Origin of the sequence: Tateyamaria sp. (assembly GCF_039945315.1) — a bacterium.
GTDB lineage: Bacteria > Pseudomonadota > Alphaproteobacteria > Rhodobacterales > Rhodobacteraceae > Tateyamaria.
On sequence record NZ_JBDUXB010000059.1, the window covers coordinates 51,804 to 71,002 of the forward strand.

Genomic DNA, 19,199 nt, shown 5'->3' on the forward strand with positions numbered 1-19,199 from the left:
TATGAAGAAACAGGTGATGGCCGCAGACGAGATGATGTCATTCGAGACGACACTGCGCACCGATGTAGGCTGTGTTCGCACGCTGAACGAAGACAGTGTGATGGCCACCCCGGAGGCCGGCCTTTGGGTGGTCGCAGACGGCATGGGTGGGCACACCGCCGGTGATTTCGCCAGTCAGACCATCTGTGCAGAAATGGACACTGTCGGCCTGCCCACCGGTGCCATGGACCTGCGCGCCCGGTTCATGTCCCGCCTGACGGCGGCCAACACCCGCATTCAGAACAAGGCTGCCGAACTTGGCAGCGGTACTATCGGGTCAACGGTAGTAGCCCTCTTGATCCAGCAGGACCACTTTGCCTGTATCTGGTCCGGCGACAGCCGCATCTACCGCATGCGCGGTGATCAGTTGACCCGCGTGACCCGCGATCACACTGAACTGCAGGCCCTGCTAGACACCGGCGCCATCACGCCGGAGGAAGCTGAAAACTTCCCTCGCAAGAACGTGATCACCCGCGCCATTGGTGTGACCAAACTGCCTGAATGTGACATGGTTGAGGGGGCATTGCTGGAAGGGGATGTCTTTCTTTTGTGCTCGGATGGACTCACCGAGTATTTTGAGGACGCCGAACTGGCAGATGTGCTGTACACGGGCCTTCACGGCTCGTTAGAACCGTTGTGCGATCAGCTGATATCCATGGCGCTGTTGCGGGGTGGCAAGGACAACGTATCCGTGATCATGGTGCGCTGTCACAAGGCCGGTTTCCCGCCGTTTGCGATTGAAGGCGAATATCCCGAATTCAGGGGCGAGTTATGAACGACAAGAAAGACCAGAGCCCGGGTAACGCGCCGCCGCCAGAGTCAGATGATGATGATGAGAAAACGGTTCTGTTTCAGCCTATTCCCGAAACGGACGCTGCACCTGCTGATGATGGGCAGGACCCGAACATCATTCCTGATGATTTTGATGCAGTGACGGGAGGCTCCACGCCGCCACCTGAGGCGCCTGCACCTGCCGCCGAGGCTCCTGCGGAGGCGGCCCCAGTCCCGACTGCTCCACCGCCTCCTACCGCGCCGCCGCCGCCAACAGCGGCCCCGGCGGCACCCGGTGGTGAAGATGATGATGACCGCACCGTGGTTGTTACCGACGTGCGCCGTGGCACGGCCCGCCCTGAAGAAGCGCCTGCCGTAACCCAGCCACCCCCGACGACAGGGACCGCCGCGGGTCCGGGTCCGCAAACCCACACCGACACGTTGAGCGTTGCTCCGCCCGTGCCCGGCGCGGCCCCGACGCCCCTGAGCTCGCTGGAGCCGGGTACCGTCATCAACAACATGTACAAGGTCGAAGAGCGCCTTGATCAGGGCGGCATGGGCTCTGTTTTCCGCGGCAGCGAGATCAGCACCGGCGAGAACGTGGCCATCAAGGTGATCCTGCCCGAAATGGCTGAAGACGACAAAGTGACGGCCATGTTCAAGCGTGAGGCGCGAACCATGCGCCAGCTGCATCACGATGCGATCGTGCGCTATTTCGCCTATGTGCCGCCGAACCAGACCCTGAATCTACACGCCATCATCATGGGGTTCATCGAAGGCACCAAGCTGTCAGACACCCTCAAGGAAAAGGGCGCGCTGACGCAAGATCAGGTCATTGATCTGACTATGAAGCTGGCTGATGGCCTGGACCGCGCCCACAATATCGGAGTGATCCACCGCGATTTGTCGCCTGATAACGTGATGCTGCAGGATGGGGATCTGACGAAGCCGGTTCTGATCGACTTTGGTATTTCTCGCTCTGACAACGTCAAGGAAGCCACCATTGGCAACGAATTCGCGGGCAAGCTGAAATATGTCTCACCCGAGCAGATGGGTGCCTTTGGCGGGCAGGCTGAAGGGCCCAGTGACGTCTATTCCTTAGGTCTGTTGATGATCGGGATGTTGACCGGGACGCCGATGCCCATGGGCACAAATTTTGTCGAAGCCGTACAAAAGCGTCAGACAGTGCCCGACCTGTCCTTCCTTCCGGAAGAATTTCAGGGCCTTGTCGCTCACATGTTGCAGCCTGATCCCAAGGATCGCATGCCCAGTATGGCGGCTGTGATTGAAGAGCTGCGGGTACTGAAGGGTGAAACGGGTCTGGGTGGATCACGCCTGCGCTTTACCATACCGCCCGTGGCTGACCGGGTTGTGCCGGGTCTGCAATCGGTGCCATCGGCCGCAAAAGGAGCGCCAACGGGCGCGCCCAGCACGATGCCTCCGATCACCCCTCGGGTCGAAGAAAAGTCTGGTGGCAAGGGGCTGATCCTTGGGATTGGCGCGTTGGTGATCGCCGCTGCTGGGGCTGCTGCATACTTCCTGGGTGGAGATGCTCTGTCAGGTCTTGGAAATGCGGGCGGCGAAGAAACCGCAGCGGCAGAGACCGTTGAAGAGGGTCTGACTCGGGTCGAGGGCACACGCGCGGCGTTTCTGGCGACTGCAGTGCCTGAGAATTGTGCCTTTGCCGGTTTGCGCGCCCATGGCCCCAATGCGGGTCTGATTGAGGGTTTTGCCAATGATCTGACCTCTTTGCAGGGCCTGAGTTCTACTTTTGGCGCTCAGTTCGGCAGCAACCCGCAAATGGTTCCGCGTGGCATTTCGGCCGCGCAATGTGCGGTGCTGGATTTCGCACGTGCGTTCCAGGGCACCCGTGGCAGCGGTATCGAGATTGCCTTGTCGGACAACTCTATGACTCGGTCTGCCGGCGTGTTGGGCACGATCCACGGTAGTGCAAGTCGTCAGAACTGGCTGGCGCTGGTGAATCCAGACGGTCAAGTGTTTTCTCTGATGAAGCAATTGGATGATCCGATCGGGGACGAGCGTCGTTTTGACTTCCGTCTAGCTACGGCCGCACCCGGTATCTGGATGGTGATTGCAGTGGCCTCTGATGCGGCTCTTGTGCGTGCTGGTGCGATGCAGGACGGGACAACAGCAGACGTTATCCTGCCGCTGATGACCCGAGAGCTGGCCTTGGACGGGCAGGGGGCTGTGGACATCGCGTTTCTGGAGTTGACGCGGTAAGGCGGGTCAAAACCGGATGGCGGGGCCGAAGACTCCGTAGGTGAACTGCAGCTTTCCTTTAGGAATCTGTTTGATGTCGACGCCGAACACAAGTTCGAGGTCGACATCGATTTTGTCACGGGTCAGCACCCTGAATTTGATCGGGACGTGCGTTCCGCCGCCCATGGGTCTGGGCAGCTTCATTGGCTTGCCCTGCTCCAGCGCTTCCTTTTGCTTTTTCGACTTTTCTGCCTCGTCCCGCAGACCGGTCAGTGCCACGCCCGCAGACGTGTCTGCCCCCTTCTTTTTGATGTCCTTTTCGGCGTCTTTCTTGATCTTATCGAGTTGTTTTTTACCAAGGCCAGTGAACACCTTTGTCGCGGTTTGGGTCGCTTTTCCCGCCTGTTTGCACGCGATCCCGTCTGCCATCTGCAAAAGTTTCTTGGCGGGCGTGGACTTGGCTTTTTTCTGTATTTCCTTGGCAGCCTCCTTACAGGCGGCCTCGAGGTGTTTGTTGATGGGCATCGCCATCAGGACGGGTGTGATGGCGTTCAATACGGCAGTCGGAAAAATGAAATATCCTTTCACCCCTGCTGCAATTTGCGCCCCAGGGACCTTAAAAGGTCAGGGTAACTCGATGTCAGTATCCGTCACAGCGGGCTGACGTTTACCGTAGTTCTCGGCGGTAATGTGCCCGTTTTTGTAGGTTTGGCCCGTCTAGTCCGGAACGGAGAGCAGGACCCAGCCGCCGATGGTTTCCAGAGTGATGCCGCCGGCATTGATGCGGTCACTTATGGCGCCGCGTTCTTGGGTTGGGCAGCCTATCAGGGTTGCGCTGTCATCCAGATACTCTTGGGTCAGCTCGTTTTCCCCAATCGCCACACAGACGTCGTCTGCATTGGGGTAGGGTCGCTCGCCGATCAGGCTGGAGTCTTCGGGCGGCGTGTATCCAACTGTGGCGCACCCCATGAGGACGATGGCTGAAACGGCGCAAGTCAACAGTATGGCAGGTTTCATGGTATGCGCTCCGGGTCAGAGGGTTCTGAAGTTTGGAGCGATTATTGCACGTCGAAGGTCGCCACGCCAAACACCATTGTTTGCAGAGTCTCTGCTGGGATCGGGCCAAAGACGTCCTGAGCCTCGCGCCCAATATCGCCGGACAGGTCAAGCGGTGCGCCTTGGGTTCCGATGGCCAGCAACACCTGCCGTGTGGCGCGTGAAGGGCCTGAACGGGCCACAGGAGCCTCGAAAACGGGCGTGTTGCCATCGAGGGTTACGAAGGGGGCGAGATCCTGCACGACGCCGTTGTCATCGACCAACAACAGGGTCACGTACAGCCCTCCGGCTCCAAGAATGCGGCCTGTCAGAAAATCACCGCTGAGCAGGTTGGTCACGTCCAGTGACAGCCCGATGCGATTGGCAGGATAGCTGTCGCTTTGGCGCAAGGCATCAAGTGTCGCGCATTGGCGTGGATCAAGCAGCTCGCGGGTTTGAATGGGTGAAAATTCGAGATCCGCCAGGATTGCTTCGGCTTGGGCATCCAGAACGGCTTCGTCAGCGCCGATCATGGCCAGACCTGCCAGAGTGTCACCGCTGGCACGGCGGGGCAGGGCGAGCGTGCACTGTTCCTGCGGCGTGGCGCGGATGCGGCGCAAGAGCTGGCCGATGGCCACGTCTGAGGCGGTCGGGTTGGCCAGAGGCGTGCGTGCCGGGGCGGCGGGCTCTGCAGGTTCTTCTGCGACTTCTGGCTCAGGTTCCGCCGCTGGCTCAGGCTCAGGTTCGACCGTTGGTTCAGGTTCCGGCTCGGGCGCTGGTTCGGGCTCTGCTGTTGGCTCCGGCTCAGGTTCTGCGACGGGTTCGGGCTCTGGTTCAGGCGTGGGTTCGGGCTCGAGGGCCGCCACTTCGGGTGCGGCGGGGGCTTCTTCCGGCTCTTCCTGAGGCAGCACGATGGGTGCTGCCTCTTCTACGACTTCGGGCACGATGGTCGGTTCTGGCTCGCTGGTTTCTTCGGGAACCAGTGCTGCAAAATCTTCCTCGAGCGGAATCACGTCATCAGGTGGCAAGGTGGCGCTTCCGCCTTCTGCCAGCGGGTTTACCACCCCATCGTCAATCGCAAGCAGATCGTCGATTACGGGTGCCGCAGGTTCTGGTGCCAGCGGGGTTGGCTCGGGCAGTTCTGGGACTTCTGCGATCTCTGGCTCTGGTTCCGGTAGGGGTTCAGGTTCAATGACTGCCGGTTCTGCCACTTCAGGCTCGACCGGTTCGGGTTCGATCACTTCGGGTTCCGTGACCTCGGGTTCCACTGGTTCCGGTTCGATGACTTCGGCTTCGACCACCTCAGGCTCTGGTTCCGGCAGAGGTTCTGGTTCAACCACTTCGGGTTCCGCGACTTCTGGTTCGACGGGCTCTGGTTCGATAACCTCCGGCTCGGTCACTTCCGGTTCCAGAGGCTCTGGTTCGACAGTCTCCGGTTCTGCAAGCTCGGGTTCCGGTTCGATGAGGTCCTCTTGGGGTACCAGCAGGTCTTCTTCCGGGGCGAGCAGTTCCTGATCTTCTGGCGAAAGGGCAGCTAAATCGTCAGGTGTTTCCGCCTCAAGCGCGTCGGGTTCCGTGACCTCTGCGTCCTCTGGCACCAGATTGGTGTCATCCACCGGCTCCAGTTCCTCCACAAAGGCGGCGTCGAGGATTTCGAGGCTGACGGTGATTTCAGGTTCGTCCGGTTCTGGAGGTGTCGGAACCAGCACGATCACTCCGCCAAACAGCACGAAAGACACAAGGCCCACGTGCCCCAAAAATGAAGCGAGGAACGACCCATACCACGGCACAGCGCGGGGGGCTCCGTGGGGCAGAAAGCTCATTCGCCGCCCTCAACCACGTTTCCGTGCAATGTCACCAGCTTGACGCTCACGGCAACAAGTTCTTCGGCAGCAAGCAGGTCCAGCAGGACGCCCGCACCCAGTTCGCGGTCGGCGAGCACGTGCAAGGTTGGAAAGTCGATCAGCGCCTCTGCGAGTGCGCCGGGTTCCAGCGGTACGCCGTCCAGCGTCATGGCCGCATCCCCATCCACTGCCAAGAGTGGTTTGGGCAACAGATCAAGAGGCAGTTGAGTGGTTTCAGGCAGGTCGATTTCGACCGAATCCGAGGCGATCAGAGACCCGGTGGCCAAAAAGAAGAAGATCAGCAGCAGTACGATGTTTACGATCGCAAGCGACGAGTCGATGGCTTTGGTCGGGCGTGGCGGAGGCAGGCGGGTCTTGGACATCAGGCCCCCCCGCGACTGATCTGAACGGCGCCGACATTGGCCCCTTCGAGCGCTTCGAGCGCGCTTGCGACATCTTGCACGCGTGCTTCACCCGTCACCAGCAACACGACATTGCTGGGAGACCCTTCACCAAGCGCTTCGGCAAGGGCCGAGAGCTGGTCGATGTTGTAGTCGATTCCGGCAGAGGTCACCGTTCCGTTTTTCACGGTCCAGAGAGTGACGTCACTGGGCGGATTGGCGGGCGCGGGTTGTGTCGGGTCATTGCCGCCCGCGTTTGCGGTGGCGTCCTCTTCCGTCACCTCTTCGGGTGCGGTTTTGAGCGTGATCAGAGAGTAGGGCGCAAGACTGGACGTCAGCATAAAGAAGATCAGCAACTGAAACATGGCATCTGCCAGCGGTGTCAGCACGAACTTGTAGCGCCTTGGGCGCTCGGGCAGGGGGGCTCTTCGAGATGCCATCTCTGTTGACCCGCTTACTTGGCCGAGTTGGGGTCAACCCGTCCGTGGATGGCTGCCGACATCAGCGCTTCGATCATGTTGCGTTCGCGGTCAATCCGCCCCTCAAGCCATGTGGCGATGAAGAAGGCGAACAGGGCCACGATCAGGCCTGCGGCCGTGGTCGTCAGGGCCACATAGATACCACCGGCGAGCGTGGCTGGGTCCACGGCCCCTTCGGCCACAGCGAGGACCGAGAAGGCGTCAATCATACCCACAACTGTACCCAGAAGCCCCAGCATCGGTGCAGCCTGCACCACCATGTCTAGCGCGCGCATCCGTTCGCTCATGGTTGCAAGTTCAATGATTGCAGTCTGGCGGCTGAGTTCTTCAGCATAGGTTACGTCCGCGGGCCGGGCCTGAATGCCCGAGAACACCGCTTGCAGGATCCGGGAAAGTACCGAACGGCGACGTCCCGCAGCACTGATGGCTTCGTCCACGCGCCCGTTCAGCCAGTCATCGAGGATACGCTCTGCCTCAGACCTGCGACCCACACCCAGCCGCGCGAATTGTGCGATTTTGTAGAGCCCAATGGCAATGGCCACCAGAGACAGGAGGGCCAACAGGCTGTAGACACCAAGGGAAGCGATCTGGAAAATGGACATGTATGTTCTCGATGGTTGGGCCGCGGGAGGACGGTCAGAGACCGAAGGCGATATCGGTGCGGGACGTGACCGTCAACTGGGTGAGGCAGGCGTCACTGTCGCCCGCTCCTGCAAGGGCGCAGCTGGCCACGTCGTTGACGATGATTTCCGACAGATCTGTGCATGCGGTCGGCAAGTTATATTGCACCACCCGACGTTTTCCGGCGCTGAGTGCGCCCAGTGGCAACCCAAGAAGGTTACGGAACACGCCATCAGAGCCAAACACGGCGAGGCGCCAAGTTACTTCCTCAAAATCTTCGTCCAGACCGTTCTGACCGAAAAACACCAACTGGCAGCCGCCCTCGGAAGAGGGGGTGGCGCGATTGAGTTCGAGGGATATTCCGGGGGTCGCCTCTTGGGCAATGGCGGATGTGCCTGCGAAGATAAGGGCAAAGCTACATGCCGTGAGAGTACGATTCATCTGAACCTCCAAGTAATGCGCACATCGAAAAGATATGCGCATTAGCGGTTCTCCGCCTAAGCGTGTCAACTCTTGATTGATTAAGATGCGCCAATGCGCGCAGGAAAAACCCTGCGCGTACTTGGACTTGCTCTAGCGATAGACGCCGATGACGTAGTCAATACGTGTTGACGCGTCTGGCGTGTGCGTAAAGGACCGTGTCTTACCCAAGGAAGCTGGCGCTGGAGTTGCGCTTGCCTTGTTGGCGATTGAGCGGGTCGGGGCTTTGATCGCTTCACGGACTTCTGGTGCCAGCTGAACTGCTGCAGGCGCTTCTTCTGGGGCGATGTCGAAGTCGCCAAGTGCCGCAGTTTCGACTGGTGCTGCCGGTGTTTCGAATACGGCCGGCGCATCAAGCGTCGGGGCGACATTCGTGAACTGATCCGAATTTGGAACGTAATCAGGGATCACAAACCCGCTTTCGGCAGGAATGCTGTCAGGAGTTGCTAGGGCTGACGTTTGCACATTCATATTGAAGTCATGCAAAGAAGACAGACCAAGACCAGCCGTCCCGGAAAGGGCGACAAGCGATACGGAGAGGAGAGCTACGTGTTTCATATCTTATATGTAGCATGGGATTGCCTTTCCGCGAGGGGGAAAGGTTTGCAAAACGTCTCAAATGCGGAATTCCGGCAACAGTTCGCCCATTTGGGTAATTTTACGCGTACAATTTCAACGTCTTGAGGCGGATTGTTGCCTATTCACCTGAGTAACGCGACGGCACAATACCTATGATTGTATCGATTTTTGAGGAATCAGTGGGGTTTAAGCGATACAACGCTTTGCAGTTTTAAGCGCCCTGCGCTAGGTTTTCCCAGTAGTTTCCGCCTTGAGGTGAATCGCGTGTTTCATTGCAGCCGATATGTTCTGACTGGCCTTGTGGCTGCCGTAGCTTTGGCGCCTGTTCCGGCCGTGTTGGCGCAGGGGCTTGAGATTGCACCCATCGGCATTGATCTGGCCGATGAGGGTGACACGCTGGTTCAAGCTGCACTCGTGATTGACTCCGCTCCTGTGTTTGAGGCCACACGGCTTGGCGCCACGCCGGTTGCCGCACGTGCGGCCGTCGGGTTGCCGCAGCCGTCCATTATCGTTGGGTTGATCGCGCCGGGTCAGGAAGAAGAATTTGGGCTGGCAACCCTGCTGCCGGCCACTGTCGAACAGATTTCCTTTTCCCTCGATGATCTGGCCGCACGCGAGGCCTTGCGCGAAAACGAACCGATCCTGTTCGAGCGTCTGATCTCCGAAGGGCATCTGGACCCGGATGCAGATCAGTTGAACGCGGTCCTGCAAACCGAACTGGCCCGGATGAATTGCTACCGTTCCGGCATTGATGGGGCCTGGGGCCCGGGATCGCGCCGGTCGGTGGGTGAATATTTTGACGAGATCGCGTCGGTCGATTGGCCAGATCCTGCCCCGACCCAAGATTTGTTTCGCGCCATCATCCTGAATGGCGATGTGGAATGCGAGATACCGGTTGTCGCAGCGCCAGCGCGGCAGACCTCGACGGCGCCGCGCGCCGCAGCAGCGCCACGCGCCGCGGCTCCGGCGCCACAGCCCAAACCGGCCGCGCCAGCAGCCAAGCCTAAGCTGTCCATCGGTGGGTCGGGCGTTCTGCGCTAGGTCAATACCTGTGACATTCACGTTCGATGGTCAGTGATCGCATAGCGGAACTTGCTTCATAAGAAAGTCTGGCATCGGGGCCGCGCGCATCCTTTATCAGCACCTGGTCGAGAATGAGAAACTGGTTTGACCCCTTTGGGGAATTGTCAGGTTTGGGATTTTGTGTAGGCTATCTTGCAATAGTACGCCCCCGGCTGGGTGGTCTGATTGCCAAAGAAAGGAATTGTCATGGGTGATATTGCGCTGCGCGGGCCGGAGCTGAAAAAGTATGTGAAGCTGGCCAAAAAGCGGGACCTGAACTTTGCCTATTGCCCCGGCAACGATCCCAAAGAAGACGTGTTTGTTCTGGACCGCAAGAAAAATCCCGAGGTGATTGGCCGCGTGGCCCGTGGCGAAGGTACCGGGACCAAGGCCGCCATTGGTACCGCCCGCGTCAAGGGCCGGGTCATGATGCTGACATGTCTCAAAGAGGTGCCGCAGGCCGCCAAGAAGCTGAAGAAGTTTCTGAAGTCCGAAAAGGTCCCCATGAACATTGTTATCATGGACAAGGACGGCAACGTTCTCGAAGAGGATATCGAGGATCTGCCGGATGATCCGGATCTGGATACCAATGATGATGAAGACAACGATGCCGAGGACGAAGTTCAGGCAGAAGAACACGGCGAAGACTCCGAAAGCGGCAATGACGTTCAAGATGGCAACACGAATGAGGAACGCCTCAAAAAGCTGAAGGCGCAGGCGCTGACTTTGCAGGGTGCGATCGGTGGGTTGCCCGAAAAGGCGCAGCCGCGGATGGCCAAGGCACTCAAAACAGTAGTCGCTGCGATGAAAGCTGGGCAGTTGGACGCGGCCGAGGCCACATTGGCCGAGCTGGACGATGCAATTACAAAGTTGGGGGCTCAGACCAAACCTGGTGCAGCGCAAAACCCGGAAAATAATGCGGCGTTGGAACGCTTGTCCCAAGATGCCGCTGCCCTGTCCCGGCGGCTTGACGTCATGGGGGATGCAGAAAGTGTCACCCGTCTGCGCGCGGCACACGCGCTTTTGTTGACCCAAATCGAAAAGGGCAACGTCAAAAAAGCCACCGAAACCCTCAAGACGCTTTCGGATGCCGTTAACCGTGCTGCCAATGAGGCATCGGGTGGCACTGCCCGGGACAACCAGCAGGACGACGATACGAACCAAGATACTGACGCTCTGGATGTTACATGGCGCGATGCCCGTGCGGACCTGGAGCCCGTCGCCCTCGATTTGTTGCAACGCAATTTGGGTGATGTGACCAAGATGCGTGCGGTTCTGGGCTATTTCATCGAAAAGGGTGAGGCGGGTGATTTCGCTGGTGGCATGAAGGCGGCCCCCGGTTTGCGCAAACTGATTGCCGATGCACAGGCCGCTGAACAGACGGCAGCTGAACAGGACATTCCCTCCGGTGTAGTACCATTTGTCAGGGCGCGTCTGGACTGGATCAAAACCCGCAGCACCCTCACTGCAGAAATGACGAAGTTACAGGATGCCATCATTGACAGCTGCGATGAGGTTGAGTTTCCGGACATAGCCAGCGAAACAAAGCAGCTGTTCACCTATCTCGACAAGTTGGATGGACGGCTGGAAGATGCGCTTGAGGCATTGATCCAGGAGCCCGATGGCGACAAGCGCGAAAAGCTGAAGGCAAATGCAGTGAAGGTGATGACGGAATACCTTGCCGAGCTTAACACCGATTTTTTCCAGGCTGTAGATGGCAACAATGGGTTCAAGCCGGTTAAAGTGCGCAATGCGGCGATGGACTCGCTTGGCAAGGTGCGCACCGCGCTGAGTGAAGCTGCTTAAGCAACAAGCTTTTGAGTGAACCCTATCTAGTCAGTGTTGTTCAGATACAGTAGTTTCCCGTTACGGAGTGGGGCGCGTGCGCTCCGCTTTTTTTGGTATGTAACGATCCGAGGTTCGCTGGTGACGCGAAAGTTGTCTTTTACGCTACAGATCGGGACACGGTTAGATGGGGGCGCCCCCCTGATCTGGAGCTTGATGGCCGAAGGCGTCGAAGGTGTTCTTGTCCCCCGCCCAAAGCGGTATCGCCGCTTGCTTGCACAGCGCGCGGCCCTCTCTGGCAATACGCTGTCTGACGCGGCCACCTTGGATGCCATGTTCGGCTTGGACCAGATTAAGGGCCCGGGTGATCTGCACTGTGTTCTTCGCATCGAGGAACTGATGCAGCCTCCGCCCAATTTCTGCCCCGCAGGTGATTGGTTTTTTGATATCGGCCCGCGCGCTGCCAGGTATTGCGCGGCCCTCGCGCCCGCTCCGGTCACCTTCATGATTTCGCTGTGTAACCCCGTCCATTTGTTGTCTCAGGCGATGGCGAGCGGGGCTTATCCGGGGATCGAAGTGATCTCGCCTGATCCATTCAATCTGCGTTGGTCGGTCCTGGTGCGTACCTTGCGTGACAGTTGCCCAGAGGCGCCAATCGTCGCGTGGAACGCGGACGAGGCCCCGATGATCTGGGGACGTATTGTTGCGGCAGCGGCACAGCGAGATGCGTCCTATTCCGAGGCGGTCATACTACTTGCGTACTGGGCCGATATAGTATGGCCCGAAGACGAACCTGACGCTTGCCGAATTTGGGAAAATCAGGGGCATCGGAGTGACTGACGATCTCTCATATACTATACAAATTGGGACTGATTTCGATTTGGGTCAGGACTTGGTCTGGACCTTGAAGTCCGATCCGTTGCTGCCATCAAGCAATGTGTCGGTGCCGCGGCCCAAGAGATACCGAAAGACCTTGCCTGACCTCGTTCAAGGCAGTGAGGCAATAGCAATCACGAACAAAGATTTCGTGACGATGGCAGGCCTTGATCCCGACAAGTTAGACAAACATCAGCATATTTTTTTGTCGCTCATCGATCCGATGCAGCGCGAACGGTACTTTTGTCCGGCGGGGGATTGGTTCTACGGCCTTGGCGAACGGTTGGCCAAGTACCGGAAGGTGTTTGCCCATGCCCCGGTCAAGTTCATGATGAGCCTGCGCAACCCTGCCCCCCTTTTGTCCGACGCGTGGACGAGTGGCTTGTACACCGGATTAGACGTTGTGCAGCCCGATCCATTCGAGCTGCGCTGGTGCGACTTGCTGAGTGATTTGCGCGCGCATGTGCCCGACACGCCCTTCGTGGTTTGGCCGGCTGAGGACTCACCGTTTGTCTGGGGCCAGGTGCTGCGCGCGGCCATTCGACCGGGCGTGGATGTGTCTGTTGCCTCCGAGCTTTATGTCGCAACGCAGTTGATGAACGAAGATGGTGGTGCGCGGCTTCGATCTTATCTGGAGGCCCATCCGAGTATGCCGGCCGATCTACGCGCGCGTGTAATCACCATCTTTCTCAAGCGTTTCGCGCATGAGGATGCGGTAGAGTCGGATATTCTATTTCCCGGGTGGACGGACGCTTTGCAAGACCAGATGGAAAAACACTACGCTGCGGATCTGGACAAGGTACGCACCATTGACGGCGTGACATTGGTTTCGATCTAGAGCAAACCCCGGTCCAAAACGGCCACACCGGTTTTGACCGTATTGGGATTGGGCGCGAAATCCGGCATCGCGGCGTTCAATGCTTGTAGCGCATCTTCGTCTCGTTCGGGATCAATGCCGGTATGTATAATACGACGCACGCTCTCCAATGGCAGACTTGCCAAAACCTTTGCCGTGACGCGGTAGTCGCAGAGCCGCAGCACGGTGGGTCGAAAGTCATTGATATAGGCCTTGAGCCCGCTGGCCTGCCCCTTGCTTTCGGTTTTCAACGTGATTGGTCCATCCACAATCTTGAGCCTGTCGTCCGAGCCGAACCCATTGGCGTCCGCAAATTGTCTGGCCAAAGCAGCAAGGTCGCTCCGATCATCCTGAGCCAGAACAACCAAATCAGGATAGAGGCGGCAACTGACCATTGGGATAAAACTGACGCCCGAGCCGACATTCAGCATTCTGTCCTTTGGCGCAAGCAGATTGCCGATATGACGAGCGTTGCGCCTGTCAAATTTGCCCGCGACGATATCCTCAACAGCGGAGGGGCTGAAAATGCGCGGATCGGCCGGCAGCGTGATGTCGTGATTTGGATGCAGATCGACGACCATGTTGGTACTCAGATCCAGCGGGGCAGGGTTGTAGATGGACGACATGCCAGCGTCGAAAAAGCCATCAGCGACCGCTTTGTTTGGGCGGTCCGGCTTTGCCCCGTCCGAAGCGCGGGATTCGACATCTGACATGAGTTCAGCAATCTTTGCCGCATCACGAGCCTTGGGTGGTTTGGCGACCACATCATTGATGCTGACCTGCGAAGCGACGCGTAGATCGGCGCGCAATTCCTCGTATTTCGATTTCTTGCGTATTTCAGCCAGCCGCTCCTCGACCCGTTCAAGGGCGGTGTGGTGAAGTTCGTTCAGCACCGGGTCCTTGAGCAATTCGTCCATGATCTGTGCGCGCCTTTCAAAGTGGCGCGAGATTGAGGTTTCTTTGACTTCGTTGCGATCCTGTAGTGACCAATAGTCGCTGTTATACTTATCGGCCTTGTTGTTGACGTTGCCGCGTAGCCGCCTGATGGCGTAGGCGTCCATGCTTTTAACTGCGTAGTGGTTCATTTGCAGCCAGTCATACCCCACAGTGCGACGGATCGAGCGCCAGCCGCGGAACTTGAAATAATCCTCCATCGGCAGACCGGATCCATTCAACCAGTTGATGGTGGTGGGGTAATCCGTATCCAAGACCTTATTCTTGAACGAGGGGCGGTGGATGCCCAGCTTCCATTTGTCGGTGTCGAATTTGAACAGGGTTTTAACGCCCCAGCCTTTGTTCCACATGGCGGGGGCGGCATATTTATATTGCTCGGTCACGGGGGCGGTAGACCAATCCTCGACAAATCCCGAGCCGAAGATGCGCCAGGTGATTACGATGCCGTCATTGTCGCCCACCGCGCTGATTACGTCGTCAAGTGTGCCATTGCCGTATTTGACCACCAGAAATTCGTCCGCATCGAACACGATCACCCAGTCGCTTTCGCAGACCACGGGTTCCTTTTGCGCGTATTTCAACGCCGAGGGTTGGGGTTTGACCCCTTCAGGGATGTCGTTACGCCTGTGATAGCCCAGACCCAGTTCCTCGAGCCGGATCAACATGTCATCTGTGCCATCGCTGCAATCGTTCGTGTAGACAAGGATGTCCGTAAAGCCGACGGCCAGGTGATGGGCGAACCACTCTAGCAGGTAGGGTGCCTCGTCCTTCATCATCGATACGGCGGTGACACGCCCGTGCGGGCTAATGTGTTTCTTCAGGTTCATGGTCGGGTTGTGTAAGGATTTGATTGGCCATGATTGTCTGCAGGCGGTCCTGTGTCAGGTGCGGGATGTTTTCTGCCAGTTGCCGTTGCACTGCTTTATTCCCTTCCCTGCGCCCCATGCGATAGCTGTTTTCGCGCACGTTTTTGTTGCGGACGTCAATTCGTGCGGCGGTGTCGTTGTGGCCGTGCAGCGTCATGATATAGGCAGCGAACCCGGGGTCGGTCTCGGTTGGGAATGTTTTCCAGACGGCGTCATGCATCGTTTTATAGGGATTCTTGCGGAAACTCTGGCCCGTGATGCGGACTAGACTGGGGCTGGGGCACAGGTGTGTGCACACGCCGCTGACCTGAACTACCGCAGGGTTGGGCGTCGAGATGATCCCTTTCGGAAAGGAGATATGGCTGCGCTCCGGCATGCTGATCGAGACCTGGCGCAGCCGCTTAATGTATTGGCATGAAATCGCGTCATCTTCGCCCAGGCGGAAATTCACCGCCCGATCCTTGATCTCGTGATCACGCATATAGGGTTTCAGCGCACCCCTGATCTCTCTTCCTTGGGAAAAGTAGATCTGGATGTTGGGCACATCTGTGGTGACGTTGCGTAGGCGGTCCTTGTAGGGTTTAGGCATGATTTCGGAGGTCAGAATGACGATCCTGATATCCTGATCGGTCTGCGCACGCAGCGATGGCAGGCACAGGTTTTCGAACAGGTACAACCGCGCCTCCATCCGGGTGCTGTTATAGACCTGACCAAAAGCCACATCCATGTCATGATGCTTCTGACGCGTGTCGTTCATCCCGAAAAAGGAAAAGCGGATAAGGCCGGTGATCGGGGGTGGGGCGTTGGACACGGGTGACTCTCCTGCAGAGCGGACCGGGACGATTTTACATAAGCGCGGCGTTCGGATCGATGCCGACCTGTTCGCACATCCGCGCCATATAGGAATTGGGCAACGGGGCGTGTTTGCGCCACCACGGTTTGGTCCCATTGGTGTAAAGGTGAACCGAGATCGTCTTGTCAGTGAAATGCCCCTCGACCCGGCCGTGGGGGTCATAGAACACGTCGTTGAGCTGGAAGGGTACGGGGTAGAGCACTTCGGGCTTCATCGCCTTTGTGAAATCGCCGGTCTGTTTGGCAAAATAGGTAAATGCCTGCGGGCCAAATGCCGTTCGCTCTGCCTTGTAGATTCGGGCGGCGTGGCTCATCGGTTGCTTTTGTAGGCGGTCCATCTTGCGGCGCTGGTTCTTGTTCCACCATGCCGGATAGTCGGGCAGATTTTCGTAATAGTTGAGCAGTTGGTCCATCAAATCGCAATCCTTAGGAATTGCCACTACACCACAGTTGAGATTCCCAAGCATGCCGTGGCCCGCAAAGATGAATTCCTGATCATCGTCAAAGGGTGCGTGACAGAAGGCGTCACAGTCGATCCAGATTGCCCCGGTTTCCTGGATCATTTTGTAGCGGAATACGTTGGACAGAAACGACGCGCTTGTCGCCTCGACCAGGTCCATATCGATGTTCATGATCTCCGTCGCAGGCCGGATTTTGACGCCTTCCGGCGCGTTCTGCACGTCATCGGTGCAATAAAGCGTGACGGGGTGCCCATGCAGCAGATGCGATTTCAGGCACAGCTGGTTGATGTAGTGAAGGCTCTCTCCGATCCAGAGAGAGGCGACGGGGCGTCTGGAACTCATGTTCATGTCCTTAGAATTGCCGGGGCGATCGGATCAGATCCAATCAAGATTAACTTTGGTGATGGGATGTTTCCGGCCAACTGCTTCGCGAAGTGCCCGAAAGCGGGTGCGTAGATCGGCGAATTTGCGTTCATGGGTCTCGGCAACCGTTAGGTCGATGTTCTCAAAGAGATTTTCGGCCAGCATCAGTTCGAGCAGTTCCAGTTCAGCCCCTTCGATATCCATCTTGAGGAATGCGATACGACCATGGGTCTTCACCATATCACGGATGATGTTGGGCAATGAAACCAAGTTCACGTCGATCATATTTCCTGCATCTTCGTCGATATTACGCCCGCCTTTGATCACCGTGCTTTTGACTGACCCTCCTTGAGGGTTATCGTCGAAATTGGCGGCACGCATCAACTGGATCGTGCCGGCGGTCGTGCCAACCGCCGCCTGATGTAACGTGACATTCGGCAGTTTTTTTACACGTTTCGCAATTTGGCCAATGGCGTAGGGGTCGGGTTCAAAGGCGTGCACGATGGCTCCAGTTTCGGCCAACGGCACACAGACATCTCCAACATTTGCGCCACAGTCGAGCACCACGTCGCCTGGTTGCAGCATTGACAGGATGCCCTGCATCAAACCTTTGGCATGGGCGTGGCGCAGGTTACGTTGCGCGCGCCGCTTTTGTTTTCGCAATTCTTGCTCGGTCACTTCGATGACATCGTTCATGCGGCGCCTCTCATTTTCTGCTCGTGCATCCCCCTGATGCCGAGGTTGCACTTATTATTTTTTTGCGCCTTGCCCGGACGCGGCGAGATGCGGGTGCTCTTTTAACACCTTGTCTCGTGCCTGTTTGGCAAAACTGTAATGTTTTTCAGCAAGGAATGAAACGCAAACCTCGAGTAGCAGTTTCGGGTGATTTCGGTTTTCCAGTTGTTGGACAATGGCACGTCGCCAACTGCGTACCTGTTTGCGCGCCTGCATGTTTTGGCGGAATTCGCCGCCCAAGCGGCCGGTTTCTGCAAACTCGCGCATCATCTGCGGCAAGGCGTCGGATTTGACCACCAGCCGGATCGCCTGATGCGTCGAGCCCGCCACCGGCAGGCGTTGCACGTTGGGCCCGTCCAGTCGCGCGGCGTGTCGGATGTCTTCCCTTTCCAGCGGGTCATAAAGCATGGCGATCTTGGGGATGTATGGCACCGCAGCTGCTGCATCCAGAAACGGCATTTCTTCCCAGTTCGATCGTTTGACTGCGTATTTGAAGCGGCGCTCGAATGGTGCAATCTTCTGGTTCATCGTCGACTGCGGGCTGAATGCCAGAACCCATGCGCCCGGGACAAAAGGTGCGAAATTGAGTGCGCCAAAGGCCCCCATGGATGCACCCATGAACACAATCCGGTCAAAGCGGGAAAAGAACCCGTCGCGCGCCAGAGCCGCGATCTGTTCAGAGCTGGTAGGTTGGCGGAACCAATCCTTGCTAAAGGACTGCACCCCAAGGATCGAATAGCCCAGCATCTCTACCCGTTCATACATCCACGGCATGCGAGGATAGGGATCATCCAGAGTGGCCAGATTGTCGAAAGTCACAAACAGTGTGGGCGAACGGTATTCGAACCAGAGATTACCGTGCTCTCCTTCCAACAGGAAACGGTTACTGTCATGGACCTTGTTCAAACTGACCGACGGTGGCGGGTTTATGGATGGTTGTTCGACGCTAGAGTCCGTGGCAGCGGCCATTTCAGAACACCGATGCGAAACGTTCGGGCAGGCGGTACACATCCTTGCTGCGTCCGCCACCGAAAGTGAAGAAGGGGCTTTTCTCGTCCTTGCGCCGCCATCCTTTGTTAAGCTCCTTGCGGATATCGGAAAAGTCGACCGTTTCCGCCACTGGGTCCAACGTGCTGAGTTGCTTGTAGGTTTGCCACGCATTGTCCCAGCCGGTCACCTTGCGATCGGTTTGCTCGATCGCGCCGCTTTGTTGATTGCGCTGGGATTTGCGCAGGAACAAGCGTTCTTCGGTCATATCGTGGTCAATGAAGCGCAGATGGAACAGGTAGAGGTCAGGGTCCAGAAATTTGCGCCGCTCATTGGCAAAGTGCCCTCCAGGGGCAAATGTGATCTTGTTCCGGGTAATGCAGGGCTTGTTGTAGTTGGCGTTGAGTCGAAAGATGCGCCTTACATCTAGAACGTTGCGATCATCGGTAATCGCGTCGGGTTCTAGTGTAGGATTATGAACCATTTCGATTGCCAAGGGAGAGATCACGGGAGGGCGCGTGTCGTCGTCAAAGCGGTTAAAGTAGTCCACGAGATTTTCAGAAACGGCTGGATCGACGGCAACGATTTCGTCAACGTCGCCCGTGAGCACCCAGTTGTAATAGCGTGTAAAACCTGATGTGAACATCGACAGCATTTGCCATCGCCGCTGATTAAAGCAGTAGCGCGTCGGATCGTGCGGTAAATAGATGACATTGCAGCCCTCAGCGATCTTGCGATGCTCGGGGTCGCCGCCGTGGCTGAGGACATAGAGATGTTCACGTCCAAGATGCTTTCCGTAGTAGTCGACCCACCTTTTTAGGAAGAAATGGTCGCCTCCTATCATAGTCATTGCTGCAACAGCAGCCTTGGTTTCGTCCATATTGTTCGTGCCTTGAAAACATTTGATGTTTGCCCGTAAGGTAGCGTCAAGTC

20 protein-coding genes are annotated in these 19,199 nt (G+C 57.5%); 6 read left to right on the forward strand and 14 right to left on the reverse strand.

Annotation, left to right across the window (positions count from 1 at the left end; translation table 11 throughout):
* Position 1: 1 nt before the first annotated feature.
* Both ABJD00_RS19490 and ABJD00_RS19495 read left to right on the forward strand, forming a co-directional pair.
* Positions 2-814, forward strand: coding sequence for a PP2C family protein-serine/threonine phosphatase (locus ABJD00_RS19490; RefSeq protein WP_413832113.1), 813 nt, complete (start codon positions 2-4; stop codon positions 812-814).
* On the forward strand, positions 811-3,051 hold the full coding sequence (locus ABJD00_RS19495) for a serine/threonine-protein kinase (RefSeq protein ID WP_413832115.1): 2,241 nt from the start codon (positions 811-813) through the stop codon (positions 3,049-3,051). Before ABJD00_RS19490 ends, ABJD00_RS19495 begins: the two co-directional genes overlap by 4 nt.
* A gap of 6 nt (positions 3,052-3,057) precedes the next feature.
* Here the strand turns inward: ABJD00_RS19495 and ABJD00_RS19500 are convergent, their stop codons facing one another.
* The 8 genes from ABJD00_RS19500 to ABJD00_RS19535 form a co-directional block, all read right to left on the reverse strand.
* On the reverse strand, positions 3,058-3,618 hold the full coding sequence (locus tag ABJD00_RS19500) for a hypothetical protein (RefSeq protein ID WP_413832117.1): 561 nt from the start codon (positions 3,616-3,618) through the stop codon (positions 3,058-3,060).
* 129 nt (positions 3,619-3,747) lie between these two features.
* Positions 3,748-4,047 (reverse strand): hypothetical protein, encoded by a 300-nt coding sequence (locus tag ABJD00_RS19505; protein WP_413832119.1) that lies wholly within the window; start codon positions 4,045-4,047, stop codon positions 3,748-3,750.
* A 41-nt stretch (positions 4,048-4,088) separates the two neighbouring features.
* Positions 4,089-5,888: a hypothetical protein gene (locus tag ABJD00_RS19510; protein ID WP_413832121.1), complete on the reverse strand. Its 1,800-nt coding sequence runs from the start codon at positions 5,886-5,888 to the stop codon at positions 4,089-4,091.
* Entirely contained in the window at positions 5,885-6,292 is a 408-nt protein-coding gene (locus ABJD00_RS19515; protein ID WP_413832123.1) for an ExbD/TolR family protein, read from the reverse strand. The genes ABJD00_RS19510 and ABJD00_RS19515 overlap by 4 nt, the downstream gene beginning before the upstream one ends.
* Positions 6,292-6,750 carry an ExbD/TolR family protein gene (locus tag ABJD00_RS19520; RefSeq protein ID WP_413832125.1) on the reverse strand — a complete coding sequence of 153 codons (459 nt, stop codon included), beginning with the start codon at positions 6,748-6,750 and terminating at the stop codon, positions 6,292-6,294. Before ABJD00_RS19520 ends, ABJD00_RS19515 begins: the two co-directional genes overlap by 1 nt.
* A 14-nt stretch (positions 6,751-6,764) precedes the next feature.
* On the reverse strand, positions 6,765-7,391 hold the full coding sequence (locus tag ABJD00_RS19525; protein ID WP_299733494.1) for a MotA/TolQ/ExbB proton channel family protein: 627 nt from the start codon (positions 7,389-7,391) through the stop codon (positions 6,765-6,767).
* 34 nt (positions 7,392-7,425) lie between these two features.
* Positions 7,426-7,851, reverse strand: a complete 426-nt coding sequence (locus tag ABJD00_RS19530; protein ID WP_413832127.1) for a hypothetical protein — start codon at positions 7,849-7,851, stop codon at positions 7,426-7,428.
* Between the two features lie 132 nt (positions 7,852-7,983).
* Positions 7,984-8,448, reverse strand: a complete 465-nt coding sequence (locus tag ABJD00_RS19535; protein ID WP_159089262.1) for a hypothetical protein — start codon at positions 8,446-8,448, stop codon at positions 7,984-7,986.
* 285 nt (positions 8,449-8,733) lie between these two features.
* On the opposite strand from ABJD00_RS19535, the gene ABJD00_RS19540 reads away from it, so the two are divergent.
* From ABJD00_RS19540 to ABJD00_RS19555, 4 genes are all read left to right on the forward strand, one after another.
* On the forward strand, positions 8,734-9,510 hold the full coding sequence (locus tag ABJD00_RS19540) for a hypothetical protein (protein WP_413832129.1): 777 nt from the start codon (positions 8,734-8,736) through the stop codon (positions 9,508-9,510).
* Between the two features lie 228 nt (positions 9,511-9,738).
* Positions 9,739-11,337 carry a hypothetical protein gene (locus ABJD00_RS19545; RefSeq protein WP_413832131.1) on the forward strand — a complete coding sequence of 533 codons (1,599 nt, stop codon included), beginning with the start codon at positions 9,739-9,741 and terminating at the stop codon, positions 11,335-11,337.
* A gap of 120 nt (positions 11,338-11,457) precedes the next feature.
* Positions 11,458-12,156, forward strand: a complete 699-nt coding sequence (locus ABJD00_RS19550) for a hypothetical protein (protein WP_413832133.1) — start codon at positions 11,458-11,460, stop codon at positions 12,154-12,156.
* A complete protein-coding gene (locus ABJD00_RS19555) occupies positions 12,149-13,030 on the forward strand; it encodes a hypothetical protein (protein ID WP_413832135.1) in 882 nt (293 codons plus the stop codon). Before ABJD00_RS19550 ends, ABJD00_RS19555 begins: the two co-directional genes overlap by 8 nt.
* Here ABJD00_RS19555 and ABJD00_RS19560 read toward each other — a convergent pair.
* Genes ABJD00_RS19560 through ABJD00_RS19585 form a run of 6 tightly spaced genes read right to left on the reverse strand, consistent with a single transcriptional unit; the run spans position 13,027 to position 19,146 of the window.
* On the reverse strand, positions 13,027-14,829 hold the full coding sequence (locus ABJD00_RS19560) for a glycosyltransferase family 2 protein (protein WP_413832137.1): 1,803 nt from the start codon (positions 14,827-14,829) through the stop codon (positions 13,027-13,029). The genes ABJD00_RS19555 and ABJD00_RS19560 overlap by 4 nt on opposite strands.
* A complete protein-coding gene (locus tag ABJD00_RS19565) occupies positions 14,807-15,679 on the reverse strand; it encodes a glycosyltransferase (RefSeq protein WP_413832139.1) in 873 nt (290 codons plus the stop codon). The genes ABJD00_RS19560 and ABJD00_RS19565 overlap by 23 nt, the downstream gene beginning before the upstream one ends.
* A gap of 34 nt (positions 15,680-15,713) precedes the next feature.
* Positions 15,714-16,523 (reverse strand): hypothetical protein, encoded by an 810-nt coding sequence (locus ABJD00_RS19570; RefSeq protein ID WP_413832141.1) that lies wholly within the window; start codon positions 16,521-16,523, stop codon positions 15,714-15,716.
* Between the two features lie 33 nt (positions 16,524-16,556).
* The gene (locus ABJD00_RS19575) at positions 16,557-17,240 is read right to left on the reverse strand and encodes an FkbM family methyltransferase (protein WP_413832143.1); all 684 of its coding nucleotides are present in this window, start codon (positions 17,238-17,240) and stop codon (positions 16,557-16,559) included.
* A gap of 54 nt (positions 17,241-17,294) precedes the next feature.
* Positions 17,295-18,248, reverse strand: coding sequence for a hypothetical protein (locus ABJD00_RS19580; RefSeq protein ID WP_413832145.1), 954 nt, complete (start codon positions 18,246-18,248; stop codon positions 17,295-17,297).
* Position 18,249: 1 nt separating this feature from the next.
* The gene (locus tag ABJD00_RS19585) at positions 18,250-19,146 is read right to left on the reverse strand and encodes a glycosyltransferase family 2 protein (protein ID WP_413832147.1); all 897 of its coding nucleotides are present in this window, start codon (positions 19,144-19,146) and stop codon (positions 18,250-18,252) included.
* Positions 19,147-19,199: the final 53 nt, after the last annotated feature.

Bases quoted from the DNA above. Each gene is read 5' to 3' on its own strand.
- ABJD00_RS19515 (WP_413832123.1), bottom strand. From the start codon at position 6,292: ATGTCCAAGACCCGCCTGCCTCCGCCACGCCCGACCAAAGCCATCGAC.
- ABJD00_RS19525 (WP_299733494.1), bottom strand. From the start codon at position 7,391: ATGTCCATTTTCCAGATCGCTTCCCTTGGTGTCTACAGCCTGTTGGCC.
- ABJD00_RS19520 (WP_413832125.1), bottom strand. From the start codon at position 6,750: ATGGCATCTCGAAGAGCCCCCCTGCCCGAGCGCCCAAGGCGCTACAAG.
- ABJD00_RS19505 (WP_413832119.1), bottom strand. From the start codon at position 4,047: ATGAAACCTGCCATACTGTTGACTTGCGCCGTTTCAGCCATCGTCCTC.
- ABJD00_RS19580 (WP_413832145.1), bottom strand. From the start codon at position 18,248: ATGGCCGCTGCCACGGACTCTAGCGTCGAACAACCATCCATAAACCCG.
- ABJD00_RS19570 (WP_413832141.1), bottom strand. From the start codon at position 16,523: ATGAGTTCCAGACGCCCCGTCGCCTCTCTCTGGATCGGAGAGAGCCTT.
- ABJD00_RS19575 (WP_413832143.1), bottom strand. From the start codon at position 17,240: ATGAACGATGTCATCGAAGTGACCGAGCAAGAATTGCGAAAACAAAAG.
- ABJD00_RS19545 (WP_413832131.1), top strand. From the start codon at position 9,739: ATGGGTGATATTGCGCTGCGCGGGCCGGAGCTGAAAAAGTATGTGAAG.
- ABJD00_RS19530 (WP_413832127.1), bottom strand. From the start codon at position 7,851: ATGAATCGTACTCTCACGGCATGTAGCTTTGCCCTTATCTTCGCAGGC.
- ABJD00_RS19585 (WP_413832147.1), bottom strand. From the start codon at position 19,146: ATGGACGAAACCAAGGCTGCTGTTGCAGCAATGACTATGATAGGAGGC.
- ABJD00_RS19560 (WP_413832137.1), bottom strand. From the start codon at position 14,829: ATGAACCTGAAGAAACACATTAGCCCGCACGGGCGTGTCACCGCCGTA.
- ABJD00_RS19535 (WP_159089262.1), bottom strand. From the start codon at position 8,448: ATGAAACACGTAGCTCTCCTCTCCGTATCGCTTGTCGCCCTTTCCGGG.
- ABJD00_RS19490 (WP_413832113.1), top strand. From the start codon at position 2: ATGAAGAAACAGGTGATGGCCGCAGACGAGATGATGTCATTCGAGACG.
- ABJD00_RS19495 (WP_413832115.1), top strand. From the start codon at position 811: ATGAACGACAAGAAAGACCAGAGCCCGGGTAACGCGCCGCCGCCAGAG.
- ABJD00_RS19510 (WP_413832121.1), bottom strand. From the start codon at position 5,888: ATGAGCTTTCTGCCCCACGGAGCCCCCCGCGCTGTGCCGTGGTATGGG.